Below are 14,909 nucleotides of genomic sequence, written 5' to 3'. Positions count from 1 at the left end.
TCTGCGGCAAGGACGCCGCCTGCGTGAACGGGTAAAATGCTGGCCTTTTACCCGTATCTCGCAAAGGTGCCCCTTGAGCGCAGGCAAAGCCGTTGGACTGTTACTACTCACTTCTATGTTGGCGGCGTGCGGCACCTCGCCGCCACGCACGCCCAACGACCTGTGCGGTATCTTTCGCGAAAAAGATGACTGGTACGACGCTGCCAAGGTCACGCAAAAGCGCTGGGGCGTACCGATCCAGGTGCCGTTTGCGATCATGTATCAGGAGTCGGGCTTTCGCTACGACGCCAAGACCCCGCGTAAATACCTGTTGTGGATCATCCCCTGGGGCCGAGTGTCCACCGCTTCGGGCTACGCCCAGGCCAAGGATGAAGTGTGGAACGACTACCGCAAGGCCACCGGCCGCAGTGGTGCTGATCGCGAAGACTTCGACGACGCCATCGACTTTATCGGCTGGTACATGGACAAGACCTACACCATCAACGGCGTCTACAAATACGACGCCTACGGCCAATACCTGAACTACCACGAAGGCTGGGGCGGCTACCGTCAGCGTACCTACGCCAGCAAAGCCTGGCTGCCGCCGGTAGCGAGCAAGGTACAAGCGCGCTCACAGATGTATGCGCGGCAATATGCCGGGTGTAAGGATGAATTGGGGCGCGGCTTCTGGAGCCGGTTCTGGCATTGGTTGTAGAAACCGGGTCTGCTCGCAAATCAAAATGTGGGAGGGGGCGTGCCTTAAACGTCCAGGCGCAGTGTAGGAGCGAGCTTGCTCGCGAGAAACCCATAGGCGCCGCGTTTATTCAGGAACCACGCGTTATCGTTGAGGTTTTTCGCGAGCAAGCTCGCTCCTACAGAGGGCTTGAGGCAAGCCCCTCCCACTTTTTTTGCGTCAGCGCGGCTGTATGCATTCCAGCGAGCGGTCCACCATCACGCTGGCCATCTCCACCAGGTGCATGACCGAAATCACCAGGGTGCGCGAAGTGCCATCCAACTGCTCACCCGCCGTCTGCGCGGCAACGGCTGCGCAACGCAACACGCTGCTGGCATGGGCCAGGGCGTCTTCGAAGCTGAGATCGGGTGTTGTGGCAAAAAATTGCAGTTCTGCGGCGGGTGGTGCGGGGACAAGTTTGTCCATTTTGAAGCTCCTCTAGTCGGTGAGAAGCCGTCACCATCGCTGCTAAACGATTGAAGGTGGCGGCCATACGCAGGTTAGCAGACCGGTGACTAGGAACCCGGTGCACCCGAGGGTGCCCTGCGCACGGCCACCATGAAGCGCGGGCCGAAAAAAGCGCCCAGCAAAAGGTGGCGCTTGGCGCCTAGTCATATCGGCGGGCTGCTAAACCCGGTCACTGAATTGGCAGTGACCGACGAAGACTAGCCACGCAATGTGGGCGGCGCAAGCGGTTGGGATTCTCTCGGAAACGTCCTTCAAGTTAAAGGGAAATGTCATTGTTCCGACTGTTCCTACACTTGCCAAACCCGGCCGAATCTGGGAAAACCCCAGCCTTTCACCCCTCAATGAGAACCCTATGAGTCACGATGAACTGCAGATTACAGACATCCGCCTGGGCACCGGCAAAACCGCGGTCAAGGGCGCGCTGATCACCACCCAGTACACCGGCACCCTGGAAGATGGCACGGTGTTCGATTCGTCGTGGGAGCGGGGCAAATCGTTCCAGTGCGTGATCGGCACTGGCCGCGTGATCAAGGGTTGGGACCAGGGCTTGATGGGCATGCAGGTTGGCGGCGTGCGCACCTTGTATGTACCGGCGCACCTGGCCTATGGCGAGCGCTCAATGGGCGCGCATATCAAGCCCAACAGCAATTTGCGTTTCGAGATTGAATTGCTGGAAGTGCTGACGCGGGATGATTGAAACGTTGATTTGCAAGGAGGCGGTATGGAGATGATCCAGGCGATACGCGAGAGCTGGGGATGGGTTGGTATTGACCCTATCGAAGTCGTAGGTCTCACGGCTTTTGGTAATTTGATGATCAAGGACGGGCAGGCGCGTTACTGGCGGTTATGTCCGGAGGCCCTCTCTTGCGAAATCATCGCCCAGACGCGTGAAGCACTGGATGAGGTCTCCAAGGATCAGGCGTTTCTGCGCGACTGGTATTTGCAACCGATGGTGGAGCAGGCCGAGAAGGTGTTGGGCCGGTTGGCACCGGGTAAGGTCTATCATTTCGTGATTTCGCCGGTGTTGGGTGGTGAATATGACATGGGCAATGTGCGTTGTATTGATCACGTCGAGCAGATTCGGTTTTGCGGTGCTTTGGCGCTAGAGATTAAGGAGTTGCCAGACGGCGCCAAAGTGCGGCTCAACGTCGTTGATTAAGGAGTATGCATCGCTGGCCCAAGTGGGCTTGTCTGGGAATGCAATGTGTCAGGCGATGAATTGGTAGCTGAAACACCGTCCTCGGGGGCAAGCCCCCTCCCACATTTGCTTGGCGGTGTGGTTGACAAAGGGATTCCTGAACCCATCCTGAAGAATTTTCGTATTCTCCATGCGCGCACTTTCCTACGGTTTACTCGGCCAACATCGGGGCGTAAGCTTCGCGCGTTTTCATTAATAGCGGAGACCCTCAGTGGGTACTTGTTCGAGTGACAGTCGTCGGCCGGTTTCGGTAACCGGCATCTACTTGGCAAGGTAACGCGCATTTTTCCGATGCCGTTGTCTCGCCTCACAAAGCGAGAAGCGGTATCCCGGCAGTCGCCCGTCCTGGCGCCTGCCTGAACCCCTCTCATCGACGCTGACCAGCACCGGGGTAACGCCTGGAGGCTACGGACGCGCCTGCCTTTTACGGCGGGCGGGCCAGGTTCGGCTGTGCCTGTGGGACGGGCGCGGTGTGGACGGGCAGTACCTGCACGGCGGTTTTCCTCGCGCAGGAGTTACACCATGAACCTTACGCTGCTTAAAGAGTTCTTCGCCGGCTTCCTGCGGACCCGGCACATCGCTCGGCATTTTCGCCGCCTGGCGATGCTTGAGACCGTGACCGACGCCAGTGTCAGCCGCGAAGTACCGCCCAGCCTGGCGCACACCCTGGTGGCGTCGGCCAACGGCAGCGCCGTGCAGTTGCTGGGCGTGCTGGGCAGCCACGCCGAGGGCCTGAGCACTCAGGAAGCCGACGCCCTGCGCGTGCAATACGGCCTTAACGAAGTCGAGCACGAACAGCCGCTGCCGTGGTGGGTGCATCTGTGGCACTGCTACAAGAACCCGTTCAACTTGCTGCTGACCTTGCTGGCGGTGATCTCCTGGCTGACCGAAGACATGAAGGCCGCCACGGTGATTTTTGCCATGGTGGTGCTCTCGACTCTGCTGCGCTTCTGGCAGGAGGCCAAGTCGAACAAGGCCGCCGACGCCTTGAAGGCCATGGTGAGCAACACCTCCACGGTGCTGCGCCGCGACGCTGCCAAACGCATTGAGCTGCCCATCAAGCAACTGGTGCCGGGCGACCTGATTGTGTTGTCGGCCGGTGACATGATCCCCGCCGACTGCCGCGTGCTCAGCGCCAAGGACTTGTTCGTCAGCCAGGCGGCGATGACCGGTGAATCCATGCCGGTGGAGAAGTTCGCCCATCAGCAGGACGCCCATACCCGTAACCCGCTGGAACTGGAGAACATCCTGTTCATGGGCACCAATGTGGTGTCGGGCGCTGCCACGGCGGTGATTCTGGCCACCGGCAACAGCACCTATTTCGGTGCTCTGGCACAGCGCGTCACCGCCACTGATCGCGCCACCACCTCGTTCCAGCATGGCGTCAACAAAGTCAGTTGGTTGCTGATTCGCTTTATGTTCGTGATGGCGCCGCTGGTGCTGTTCATCAACGGTTTCACCAAGGGCGATTGGACCGAGGCGCTGCTCTTTGCGTTGTCGATTGCCGTGGGCCTGACTCCGGAAATGCTGCCGATGATCGTCACTTCGACGTTGGCCAAGGGCGCGGTGTTTTTGTCGCGCAAGAAGGTCATCGTCAAGCGCCTGGACGCGATCCAGAACTTCGGCGCCATGGACGTGCTGTGCACCGACAAGACCGGCACGCTCACCCAGGACAGGATTTTTCTGGCGCGCCATGTGGACGTGTGGGGCCAGGAGTCCGAAGACGTACTGGAAATGGCCTACCTCAACAGCTACTACCAGACCGGCCTGAAAAACCTGCTGGATGTGGCGGTGCTGGAACACGTGGAAATCCATCGCGAGCTCAAAGTCGGCACCGCGTTCCACAAGGTCGATGAGATCCCCTTCGACTTCAACCGCCGCCGCATGTCGGTGGTGGTGGCTGAGCGGGACCAGCCGCACCTGCTGATCTGCAAGGGGGCGGTGGAAGAGATTTTGTCGGTGTGCACCAGCGTGCGCCATGGTGACGTCAATGAAGCATTGAGCGAAGAGCTGCTGGCGCGCATTCGCCAAGTGACCGCCGCCTTCAACGAGGAAGGGCTGCGTGTGGTGGCGGTAGCTGCCCAGCCGATGCCGGCGGGGCGTGACACCTACAGCCTGGCGGATGAAAACAACCTGACGTTGATCGGTTACGTGGCGTTTCTCGATCCACCCAAGGAAAGCACTGCTCCGGCCCTCAAGGCATTGAAGGCCCATGGCGTGGCGGTGAAAGTCTTGACCGGCGACAACGAGCTGGTCACAGCGAAGATCTGCCGCGAAGTGGGCCTTGCGCAACAGGGCTTGCTGATGGGCAACGATATCGAAGCCATGACCGACGCTGAGCTGGCCCAGGCGGTGGAAACCACCAATGTGTTTGCCAAACTTACGCCCAGCCACAAGGAACGCATCGTACGCCTGCTCAAGGCTAACGGGCACGTCGTGGGATTTATGGGTGACGGTATCAACGACGCACCGGCGCTGCGCACGGCGGATATCGGTATTTCGGTGGACAGTGCCGTGGACATCGCCAAGGAAGCGGCCGATATCATTCTGTTGGAAAAGAGCCTGATGATCCTGGAGGAGGGCGTGCTGGAAGGTCGGCGTACCTTCGCCAACATGCTCAAGTACATCAAGATGACCGCCAGTTCCAACTTCGGCAACGTGTTCTCGGTACTGGTGGCCAGTGCGTTCATCCCGTTTTTGCCGATGCTGCCGATGCACCTGCTGGTGCAGAACCTGCTGTATGACATCTCACAGATTGCCATTCCGTTCGATAACGTCGATGACGAAATGCTCGCCACGCCGCAACGCTGGCAGCCGGGGGAAGTGGGACGCTTCATGTTGTTCTTCGGGCCGATCAGTTCGATCTTCGACATCACCACGTTCGCACTCATGTGGTATGTGTTCGATGCCAATACCCCGGACCACCAGACCCTGTTCCAGTCTGGCTGGTTCGTGGTGGGGCTGCTGACCCAGACCTTGATCGTGCACATGATCCGTACGCCAAAAATCCCGTTCCTGCAAAGCCGTGCGGCGCTGCCGTTGATGCTGATGACGGGCGTGATCATGGCTGTGGGGATCTTTCTGCCGATGGGGCCGCTTGCGCACTACTTCAAACTGCAGGCGCTGCCGTCGCTGTACTTCGTATTCCTGCCGGTGATTTTGCTGGCGTACATGGCGCTGACCCAGGCGGTGAAGGGCTACTACATCCGCAAGTTTGGCTGGCAGTAATACGTTTTATGCAACACCGCAAAAACCTGTGGGAGCCGGGCTTGCCCGCGATGACGGTGTATTAGTCGCCTGATTCATTAGCTGACGCGCCGCTATCGCAGGCAGCTGCCACAGGGACCTGCGGTGCTTCCAATTTGCCGCTGCATTCATGGAGATCTTTTTATGCAGGCAATCAACAACATCAACCTCAACTCCCTGATCGACACCGTGGTCAGCCTCAGCGCGGCGTTTATTCTGGGGGGCTTGATCGGCTTCGAGCGCCAGTACCGCCAGCGCACCGCGGGCTTGCGCACCAACGTGCTGGTGGCGGTGGGCGCGGCGATTTTCGTCGACATGGCCAACCGCCTCGGCGGTGCCGAAGGCGCTGTGCGTGTAGTTGCTTACGTGGTGTCGGGCATCGGCTTCCTGGGCGCCGGTGTGATCATGCGTGAGGAAGGCAATGTGCGTGGCCTCAATACGGCGGCCACCCTGTGGGCTTCGGCGGCGGTGGGCGCCTGTGCCGGTGCCGACCTGATCCTTGAGGCATTGCTGGGCACGCTGTTTGTGCTGGCGGCCAATACCTTGCTGCGACCGATCGTCAACAACATCAACCGTCAGCCGCTGGACGTGGTCTCGGCAGAGGTCACCAACATCCTTTACGTAATTGCACGGCGCAGTCAGCAACAGGCGGTGATGGTCTTGTTGGAAGCCGAGCTGGCACGCTCTAACTACCCGGCCAGCGATGTCGACGTGCGGCCATTTGGCAGCGAAGAAGTGGAGATTGAGGCCACCCTGGTCGCAACCTCGGTCGATGGCGATGAGCTGGATGCGCTGGTGGCGCGCATCTCCACGTCAACCCTGGTGGTACAGGCTTTCTGGAGCCCGAGTACCACCGACTGATCCCTCTGGGCGCGCCAGGATTGGCTAAGCTTAGTCGTGGAAAAATCCTACATGTAGTCAGGAATATCCCTTCAATTGAAACATCTTGCCGTTGCTAAGGTTGGGCACATGCGGCTGTTGGGTCGTTGAGGCTGGCGGCCGTGGTTATGCTGAGTTAATTGAAGGGGCCAGACATCGCCTGGTTATCGCCCTGAGGGTGTGCAGTGCCGTTCGTCGGAACTGTCATTTCTCACAGGTACCCAGTCCCGGTGTGATGTGTAAGGGTATTTTGTCCACATAGGGAAGTTTTATGAGCAAAGCATTAATTGTGGATGACCATCCGTTCATCCGCGCGACGGTCACGCACCTCATGAAAGCTGAAGGGTTTACTGAAATCTACCAGGCAGGAGATGGGGCAGATGCAATGCAATTGGCGAGGGAGCAACGTCCCGAGCTGATTATTCTCGACCTTGCGCTGCCAAAGCTGGGTGGGTTGGAGGTTATCAGCCGAGTCAAGGCGCTGGCCCTGCCGTGCAAGATTCTGGTGCTTACCTCCTACATGGCGGTGTTCTTTTCTACCCGCTGTATGCGTGCCGGCGCCATGGGGTTTGTTGCCAAGACTGGAGAGTTGGACGAGTTGATCAAGGCCATCAGGGCGATCAGGTCGGGCTACAGCTGTTTCCCCAGTTTGCCGACCAGCTCGGTTCGCCGTGATGACCTGCAAGAAACGGAACGACAGATGATCGAGTGCTTGTCGGACCGTGAATTGACCGTCCTGCAGATGCTGGCCCTGGGGCTGGGCAATAAGGAGGTGGCCGAGAAAATGCTGCTGAGCCACAAGACCATCAGCACCTACAAGACTCGACTCAAGGAGAAGTTACGTATGTCTTCGGTAGTGCATTTGTCCAAGTTTGCCCAGCGCAACCATTTGATCTGAGCGACAAATGATCACCACTGCGTTGACCAGGTTCGTCGCGATCCTGTGGATGAGCCTGTTACCCCTGATCGCGGTGGCCTTTGAAGAGCCCCAGTCGTTGCAACTGTTGGGGCACTCCCACCTCGACCTCCCCAAAGTCGAGATGACCGAGGCCGATTGGCGCTGGCTACGCGAGCGGCGCACATTGGTCATGGGCATTTCTGCCCCCGATTACGTCCCGTTTGACCTGACCAATAACAACGACGAACTCGAAGGTATCACCGCCGACTTTGCCGCGCTGATTGGCCAGGCTCTGCATATTTCCATCGAGGTCCGGCGCTACGAAACTCGCGATGATGTGGTCCACGCCCTGAAGCAGGGGGCCGTGGATTTTCTCGGTTCCGCCAATGGTTATGAGGCTGCCGACACGCAATTGCAGTTGTCTCGCTCCTACGCCAACGATCAACCGACCCTGGTGACGCGCAGCGGTGACAGCCAGGCGTTGAGTGATGACCTGGCAGGCAAGCGGGTGGCAATGCTGTATCACTATATGCAGCCAAACGCCGTCCGGGCATTTTACCCCCGTGCACAGTTGGAGCTTTTTGCCTCGACCTTCGAAGCCATTGGCGCGGTGGCGTTTGGACGCGCCGATGTTTACCTGGGCGATGCCATCAGCAGCAATTACCTGATCAATCGCAACCACCTGAACAATGTACGCATGGCCGATTTTTCCGCTCTGGAGGTCAACCCGTTTGCGTTTGCCGTCACCCGGGACAATACGCGGCTGTTGCAGATCATCAATGCGGCGCTGGAGGCCATTCCTGCCAGTGAGCAGATGGAGATCCTGCGCCGCTGGAGCGGTGGCAACCTGGGCATCGTGGGCATTGACCGGCTGCACTTGAGTGCCAATGAACAACGCTGGGTGCAGAGAAACCCACGGGTCAGAGTCGCGGTGCTCAACGACTTTCTGCCACTGTCTTTTATCGGTGACCAGGGTCAATTCGAAGGGCTGAGTGCCGAGGTGCTGTCGCGCATCAGCTTGCGCACTGGTTTGAAGTTCGATGTGGTGCCGGGCAGTTCGTTGCCGCGCCAGGTCAATATAGTCAGTGCAGGCACGGCGGATATGCTGGCGGTGGTCACCCCCAGTATGGAGCGTGCCGACAAAGTGCGCTTTACCCGGCCCTACCTGACCAACCCGTTTGTGCTGGTGACCCGCGACAGCCCCGACAGCCCGCTCACGCTGGAGGATATGGTCGGCAAACGCCTGGCTATGGTGACCGGCAATGGCTTGCATGACGAGATAACGCAAAACTTCCCAGGGGTTGCGTTTATCGACGTGGAAAACCCGCAGCAAGCCATGGCGCTGGTGGCCAATGGCGACGCCGATGGCGCCGTGAACTCGCTGATCAGTGCGCGCTATCTGATCAGCCGGCATTACCGTGACCGCTTGCGTATCACCAGTACGGTCGGCACTGAACCGGCACGCGTGACCTTCGGGGTCAACCGCAGTCAGTTGGAGCTGTATTCGATCCTGGACAAGGCGCTGCTGAGCATCACACCGCAGGAAATGGATGAGTTGATTGGCCAATGGCGCAGCGAAGTCATCATCGAGGACAGCTACTGGCTGCGTTATCGCAACGTGATCATTCAGGGCTTCGGGTTGGCCGCACTGTTGTTGGTGGTCACGCTGGGATGGGTCATCTACTTGCGTAGCCTGATTCGTAAGCGTGTGCAGGCCGAGCGGGCGCTCAGCGATCAGATGCGGTTCATGAGCGTATTGATCGACGGCACCCCGCACCCGATTTATGTGCGCGACCGCCAGGGTCGGTTGATGGCCTGCAACAACGCGTACCTCGATGTGTTTGGCTACAAGCTTGAAGACGTGATCGGCAAGACGGTGATGGAAACCGACGTCAACAACCCTCCGCAGGCCCAGTCGTTTCATGAGGATTATTTGCGCTTGATGGCCGCAGGAGAGCCGCAGATTCATGACCGGATACTCAAGGTGCCCAATGGTGATGTGCTGACCATTTACCAATGGATGCTGCCGTACCGCGACGGCGATGAAAAGGTGGTGGGCATGATTGCCGGTTGGGTGGACGTCAGCGAGCGTCATCGCTTACTGGGCCAATTGCAGGAAGCCAAGGACGATGCCGACGCCGCCAACCGCGCCAAGACCACCTTCCTGGCGACCATGAGTCACGAAATCCGCACGCCGATGAACGCCGTGATCGGCATGATCGAACTGGCCTTGAAAAATGCCGAACAGGGGCGGGCCGACCGCGATGCCTTGGAAGTGGCATCGGTGGCTTCGCGCGGCATGTTGGAACTGATCGGCGACATTCTTGATATCGCGCGGATCGAGTCCGGGCACCTGTCACTGAGCCTGGAGCCGGCCAACCTGCGCGAGCTGCTGGCGTCGGTGGCGCGCGTGTTCGAGGGATTGGCGCGAGCCAAGGGCGTGGCGCTGCAAATTGAGTTTGAGCCCTTGATTGACCGGACGGTGCTGGTCGACCCGCTGCGCTTCAAACAGGTGGTGTCGAACCTGTTGAGCAATGCCATCAAGTTTACCGCCAACGGCCAGGTCAGCCTCGGCGCGCAGGCGGTGATCGAGGGCGACCGGTTGAATGTGCAGCTATGGGTGCAAGACACCGGCATCGGGATCAGCGTCAAAGATCAGCAGCGGTTATTCAGCCTGTTTATCCAGGGCAGCAATAACCAGCAGTCGGCCCGCAGCGGTTCTGGCCTGGGGTTGGTGATCAGCCGCAGTTTGTGCGAAATGATGGGCGGTCAGTTGCACCTGAGCAGCGTGCTGGGGCAGGGCACCCGGGTGGAGGTGACATTGCCCCTGGCCCTGACGGACAGCCTGCCGGCCCATGCAGCACCCACGGCTGATGCGGCGCCACAGGGCCGCGCGCTGCGCATCCTGGTGGTGGATGACTACCCGGCCAACCGCTTGCTGCTGGCGCGTCAGTTGAGCTTCCTGGGCCACCAGATCACCACGGCCGAAGATGGCGTCCAGGGGTTTGAGCAGTGGCGGGCGGGACAATTCGACGGTGTGATCACCGATTGCAACATGCCGTTCAAGAATGGCTACCAGTTGGCGCGGGAGATTCGCGCGCAAGAGCGTGAGCGGGGTGAGGCACCTTGCCTGTTATTGGGGTTCACCGCCAACGCTCAGCCGGAGGAAACCGAGCGCTGTCGGCAAGCCGGTATGGACGGCTGCCTGTTCAAACCCACCGGGCTGGACGACCTGCGTTCGGCATTGGCTTCGCGCTCGGCCGAGTTGGGCCCGCCACAAATAGCGGCGTTCGACTTGAGCACCCTGGTCGCATTGACGGGGGATGATCGCCCCGCGCTTATTGAGTTGCTGGTGCCGTTGCTCGACAGCCTGGAAACGGACCGTGCCTTGCTCTCACAGCTGTCAAGCCAAGCCGACTTTGCCAGGCTGCACGACCTGGCCCATCGTGCCAAGGGCGGCGCACGCATGGTCAAGGCGCAGGAGTTGATCGCGTGTTGTGAAGCATTGGAGGCGGTGTGTGAACAGCGGGACCTTCTAGCATTGGGCCCCGCGGTTGATGGCGTCAGTGAGGCGATCGCTACTTTGCAGCATGGCTTGGAGGCTTATTGCAATCAGCCTTGACGGCGGTTGATCGCCATTCAGGTGATTTGGGAAAACTCTTACGTTAACGGGGAAAACGCCTGATTTTGTCGTCGGCATATGTCTGGACAATGGGCGATGCTCACTGCCGAGCACTGCCTGCCCCAGGGGTTTGCCATGCCAAACAAAGCACTGACTATCCTGATTGCCGATGAACAGCATCTGCAACGCCTGTACATCGAGAAAATGCTCAACCAGTTGGGGTATTACCGGATTGTGCCGGTGCAAACGCTTGAAGAAGTCCAGATTCTGACCTCCATTCCAGCCGAGCCCTTCGATGTGCTCATCATCAATGCCGGGTTGCTGGCCCACGCCTGTGGGGCCCAGCACTCGGTGCACCATGTGTTGGTGTACGAGCACATCGACCTGGGCGAGCCTGGCGGCGCAACGTCAGCAGTGCGGGTGCGTCTGCCGGGCGTGCCGGACAATGTCAGCCTCGAACACTTTATGGATATCGTCGACCCATCCGAGGCAGCACACGGCTTGCGGGTGCTGCCGTGGTTACGGGAGCTGTCCCGGGTGCCGCGGGTAGCAGGGGCCTAGGCGTCATCCCGGTCAATCAAGAACAAGCCCTGCAGGGGGGCAAGGATTGCCATGGAGCTTGCGGGCCAGTTCGCGCGCTACCTGGCCGCTGCCGACGCCGGGCACCAAATGAGTAAACGCGACATCAATCATTCGGTTCTCACGCACCGCGCGTAATGTCGACAAGACCGGATCGGTGGTCAACAACTGGCGTTTACGGCTGGCGGGCGACCACAGGGCATCGGCCAATAATAGGATGTCGGGGTCCTTTATCAGCAAGGTTTCGCGGCTCACGGTGACCCGTGAAAGAGGGATGTCTGCCAGCACGTTACGGGCCCCGGATGCGGCCAGTAGCGCAGTGACAAACCCCCGCTGGCCTTCACTGTCGAGGCCGTTGACCTCGCTGTCCAGGTAAAACACCGACACGGTTCTGGTCGCGTCTGCCATTTTCCGGGCCTGCAGCAGGTCGGCGTCCAGTGCGTCGATCAATGTCTGGGCACGCCGGCTTTTGTGCAACAGGTCGCCGAGGGTGCGCAGGTCCTGACGAATATGTCGGAAGTAATCAAGGGTGTGCCCGGCGCAAGCGGACTCCAGCAGGTAAGACGCAACGCCGTTATCTGCCAGGCCGGTGCGTGAGGTCACGCCGTCACCAAACGCGCTGGCGAACCCACCTACCACCAAGTCTGGCTTTTGTGCATACAGCATTTCGCCGGACGGGTATTTGCCTGCAATCACCGGCACCTCGAAATACTTGCCCCGTCGATGGGCCTTGCCGTCATCGTCGAGGTAGGCCACGCCGACCAGTGACGGCCCTGCATCCAGGGCCAGCAACAGGTCGGCTGCGTGCTGATTGAGCGCGACGATGCGTGAGGGAGGCGAGTGCGGCAGTGTCCAGGTCTGGGCGCAATTGCGGTAACTGTCCGCCAGTACCGGCGCCGCACAGAGCAGGGCGCCCACACATAACCAGGGCGATTTCATGAGTGCCCCGTGATCAACAGATCATCGACGACCTCACCACTTATCAGGTGCCTATCCACCAGGCGTATTACATCGGCCTTGCTATGCACGCCATACCAGCAGCGCTGGGGGTAGACCGTGAGCACCGGGCCGAGGTTGCAGGGGAACTGGCAATGAGTGCGAGTCAAGAGCACGCCGCCGGTCACTTCGATGCGATGAAGTTCCAGCAATCGGCGGCGCAGGCTTTTCCACAGTTGCAAGGCGCCGCGTTGGGTGCAGCGTGGCCCGGTGCACAGCAACACATGGTAGGCGTGGTCGGGGATATGCGACCAGTCTGGATGGGTATCCACCCCTTCGATTTGCGTGATGTCTTTCATCAGAAACGATACGTATAACGCACCTCTGAGGTGAACGGACGGCCCAGGTTGTCGACGTTATTGGAGCGGCTGGTGACGTAGTCGCGGTCGAACAGGTTTTCCACCAACAGGCTCACGCGGTGCTGGTGCGTTGAGTCCAGATAGCGATAGGCATCGGCGTCTACCACTGAATAATGACCGTACTCGACCTGCCTGGAGCTAGCGATATCGCGGATATAACGGATGGCTGCACCTGCACCCCACAAGCGGCTTTGCGATTCAAAACCGATGCGTGAGCGGGCGAAAAAGCTCGGGATGTCGTTGATGGTCACTCCGGCACGCGACTGGGTAAGGTTGCGAGTCATATCCGCCTGCACGCTCCATTGTTGATTGAGCGCCAGCCTGGCGTCGGCCTCGAAGCCGCGCATCTTGACTTGGCCCTGGCCGTTGACCCACAGCCTATCGTTCAGTGTGATCAGGTCAGTGATCTCACGTTTGAATAACGTCACGCTTGCGTTGAAATCGCGTCCAGCGAGTGATCCCCTGTAGTCGACACCCAACTCGGCGTTGCGGCTTTTCTCAGGCTTGAGGTGGCGGTTACCTTTTTCGTCGGTTTCATTGACGAACAGTTGTTCGGCGTTGGGCAGCTTGTAGGCCGTGCCATATTGACCGCGCAGCGCCCAATTCTCGTTGAGGTCATAGAGCGAGGTGAGCATACCGACGGTGGCGCTGTCGCCCCCGCTCATGGCTTCGTGGCGCACACCAAGGCTGGGGTGCCAATCGGGCAGGGCGTCGATCTGCGGGCGCAGTTGGGTGTACAGCGCGTGGGCCTGGGCCTTGTTGTTGTCGATTACCAGCACATCGTCCTGGCCCTTGAACCATTGGTTATCACTGCCGACGATCCACACATGCCCGCCCGGCAATTGGGCCTTGCCCTCGGCCTGCACGCCCCAATCGGTGAAACCCCAATAGTCGTTATGATTGATCACCTGGGTGCCACCTGCGTCAAGGTTGTTGATGCGGGTATAGCGGGTGTCCCAATCGTTGATATGGCCCTTGACGAAATAGCTCAGGCGTTCGTTGATATTTTGCTCGAAGGTCGCTGTGGCGATCTGCTGAACACGGTCGTTGGTGGTCTTGTGGGATGCCACCGGGCGAGCGAAATCCAGGTTGGCATCGGCGTATTGGTAGAACAGTTCCAGGCGTGAATGGTCGCCAAAGGATTGAATCGCCTTGGTGCCGAAGGTGGTGACCTCGTAGGCGCGCTTCTTGTTGCTGACGTTTTTCATATCGCGGTTGCGAAACGGCTGGTAGCCCTCGGACGCATTACGGCTGACGTACGCCAATAGGCCCATGTCGCCCCAACCGTTGTTGAAGAGTTTTTCGACCCGGGCGTCGCCGGTGGTGCCACCGAAGGTATCGACCCCCAGGTTCACTTCGCCGGAAGCACTGGGCGTCTGCGGGCTGCGGGTGACGATATTGATCACGCCGGACACGGCCTGGGTGCCGAACAGTAAACTCTGGCCACCCTTGAGCACTTCGATGCGCTCGATGGCATTGGCTGGCAGGGTGTCGATGTAAAGACCGCCGTACAAGCGGTTATTCAGGCGCACACCGTCAAGCAGGATCAACGTGTCATCGTTGCGTCCACCAAGCAGGGAATAGGTGCCGTAGTCGAACGGGCCGTTTTTCGGCGCGACGTACAGCCCGGGAATGAACATTTGCATGACCCGGGACACGTCGGCGGCAGGGCCGGCTCGCTCGATCTGGGCGCGGCTGACCACGTCGATTTTGCTGCCGTACCGGGCCATGGCCGCGACGGTGGTGGACTCCACCGAAGGCGCCGAGACGAGTTGCGCATTGAGTATCAGGGCATTGTCGTCAGCCAGCAGCAATGGGCTGAACAGGCAACCGACCAAGGGAGTGAATGAACGTCGAATCATAGTCTTCTCGAAAGTATCTTCGCAGAAGCACGCAAGAGAAGGCATCGAGCACACGCCAATACCGGCCCATGCCCGCCCACCGCAGGAGTT

General features: G+C 59.5%; 12 protein-coding genes. 8 read left to right on the top strand and 4 right to left on the bottom strand.

Annotation, left to right across the window (positions count from 1 at the left end; all coding sequences use genetic code 11):
- The first annotated feature begins 73 nt into the window (after positions 1 to 73).
- Positions 74 to 694, top strand: coding sequence for a transglycosylase SLT domain-containing protein (locus JFT63_RS23230; protein ID WP_186563460.1), 621 nt, complete (start codon positions 74 to 76; stop codon positions 692 to 694).
- A 198-nt stretch (positions 695 to 892) separates the two neighbouring features.
- Here the strand turns inward: JFT63_RS23230 and JFT63_RS23225 are convergent, their stop codons facing one another.
- Entirely contained in the window at positions 893 to 1,138 is a 246-nt protein-coding gene (locus JFT63_RS23225) for a DUF6124 family protein (protein ID WP_198844867.1), read from the bottom strand.
- Positions 1,139 to 1,532: 394 nt separating this feature from the next.
- Between JFT63_RS23225 and JFT63_RS23220 the strand changes: the two genes are divergently transcribed.
- From JFT63_RS23220 to JFT63_RS23190, 7 genes are all read left to right on the top strand, one after another.
- On the top strand, positions 1,533 to 1,877 hold the full coding sequence (locus JFT63_RS23220) for an FKBP-type peptidyl-prolyl cis-trans isomerase (protein WP_198844866.1): 345 nt from the start codon (positions 1,533 to 1,535) through the stop codon (positions 1,875 to 1,877).
- Between the two features lie 24 nt (positions 1,878 to 1,901).
- Entirely contained in the window at positions 1,902 to 2,339 is a 438-nt protein-coding gene (locus JFT63_RS23215) for a T6SS immunity protein Tdi1 domain-containing protein (RefSeq protein ID WP_198844865.1), read from the top strand.
- Positions 2,340 to 2,900: 561 nt separating this feature from the next.
- Complete coding sequence (mgtA, locus tag JFT63_RS23210) at positions 2,901 to 5,606, top strand: magnesium-translocating P-type ATPase (RefSeq protein ID WP_186560712.1); 2,706 nt, start codon at positions 2,901 to 2,903, stop codon at positions 5,604 to 5,606.
- Positions 5,607 to 5,768: 162 nt separating this feature from the next.
- Positions 5,769 to 6,485: an MgtC/SapB family protein gene (locus JFT63_RS23205; RefSeq protein ID WP_057704022.1), complete on the top strand. Its 717-nt coding sequence runs from the start codon at positions 5,769 to 5,771 to the stop codon at positions 6,483 to 6,485.
- 289 nt (positions 6,486 to 6,774) lie between these two features.
- Positions 6,775 to 7,401: a response regulator transcription factor gene (locus JFT63_RS23200; protein WP_198844864.1), complete on the top strand. Its 627-nt coding sequence runs from the start codon at positions 6,775 to 6,777 to the stop codon at positions 7,399 to 7,401.
- A 7-nt stretch (positions 7,402 to 7,408) separates the two neighbouring features.
- The gene (locus JFT63_RS23195; protein WP_198844863.1) at positions 7,409 to 11,023 is read left to right on the top strand and encodes a transporter substrate-binding domain-containing protein; all 3,615 of its coding nucleotides are present in this window, start codon (positions 7,409 to 7,411) and stop codon (positions 11,021 to 11,023) included.
- Positions 11,024 to 11,158: 135 nt separating this feature from the next.
- Positions 11,159 to 11,584, top strand: coding sequence for a chemotaxis protein CheY (locus JFT63_RS23190; protein WP_198844862.1), 426 nt, complete (start codon positions 11,159 to 11,161; stop codon positions 11,582 to 11,584).
- 12 nt (positions 11,585 to 11,596) lie between these two features.
- On the opposite strand, the gene JFT63_RS23185 is transcribed toward JFT63_RS23190, so the two are convergent.
- Genes JFT63_RS23185 through JFT63_RS23175 form a run of 3 tightly spaced genes read right to left on the bottom strand, consistent with a single transcriptional unit; the run spans position 11,597 to position 14,819 of the window.
- Positions 11,597 to 12,541: an ABC transporter substrate-binding protein gene (locus tag JFT63_RS23185; protein ID WP_198844861.1), complete on the bottom strand. Its 945-nt coding sequence runs from the start codon at positions 12,539 to 12,541 to the stop codon at positions 11,597 to 11,599.
- The gene (locus tag JFT63_RS23180; protein ID WP_057704025.1) at positions 12,538 to 12,897 is read right to left on the bottom strand and encodes a (2Fe-2S) ferredoxin domain-containing protein; all 360 of its coding nucleotides are present in this window, start codon (positions 12,895 to 12,897) and stop codon (positions 12,538 to 12,540) included. Before JFT63_RS23180 ends, JFT63_RS23185 begins: the two co-directional genes overlap by 4 nt.
- Complete coding sequence (locus tag JFT63_RS23175) at positions 12,897 to 14,819, bottom strand: TonB-dependent receptor plug domain-containing protein (RefSeq protein ID WP_198844860.1); 1,923 nt, start codon at positions 14,817 to 14,819, stop codon at positions 12,897 to 12,899. The genes JFT63_RS23180 and JFT63_RS23175 overlap by 1 nt, the downstream gene beginning before the upstream one ends.
- Positions 14,820 to 14,909 lie beyond the last annotated feature (90 nt).

This window comes from Pseudomonas sp. MF7453, from assembly GCF_016405455.1.
GTDB classification, from domain to species: Bacteria; Pseudomonadota; Gammaproteobacteria; order Pseudomonadales; family Pseudomonadaceae; genus Aquipseudomonas; species Aquipseudomonas paralactis.
The sequence above is the reverse complement of the archived record's forward strand: the minus strand, read 5'-3'. Positions and strand labels throughout refer to the sequence as shown.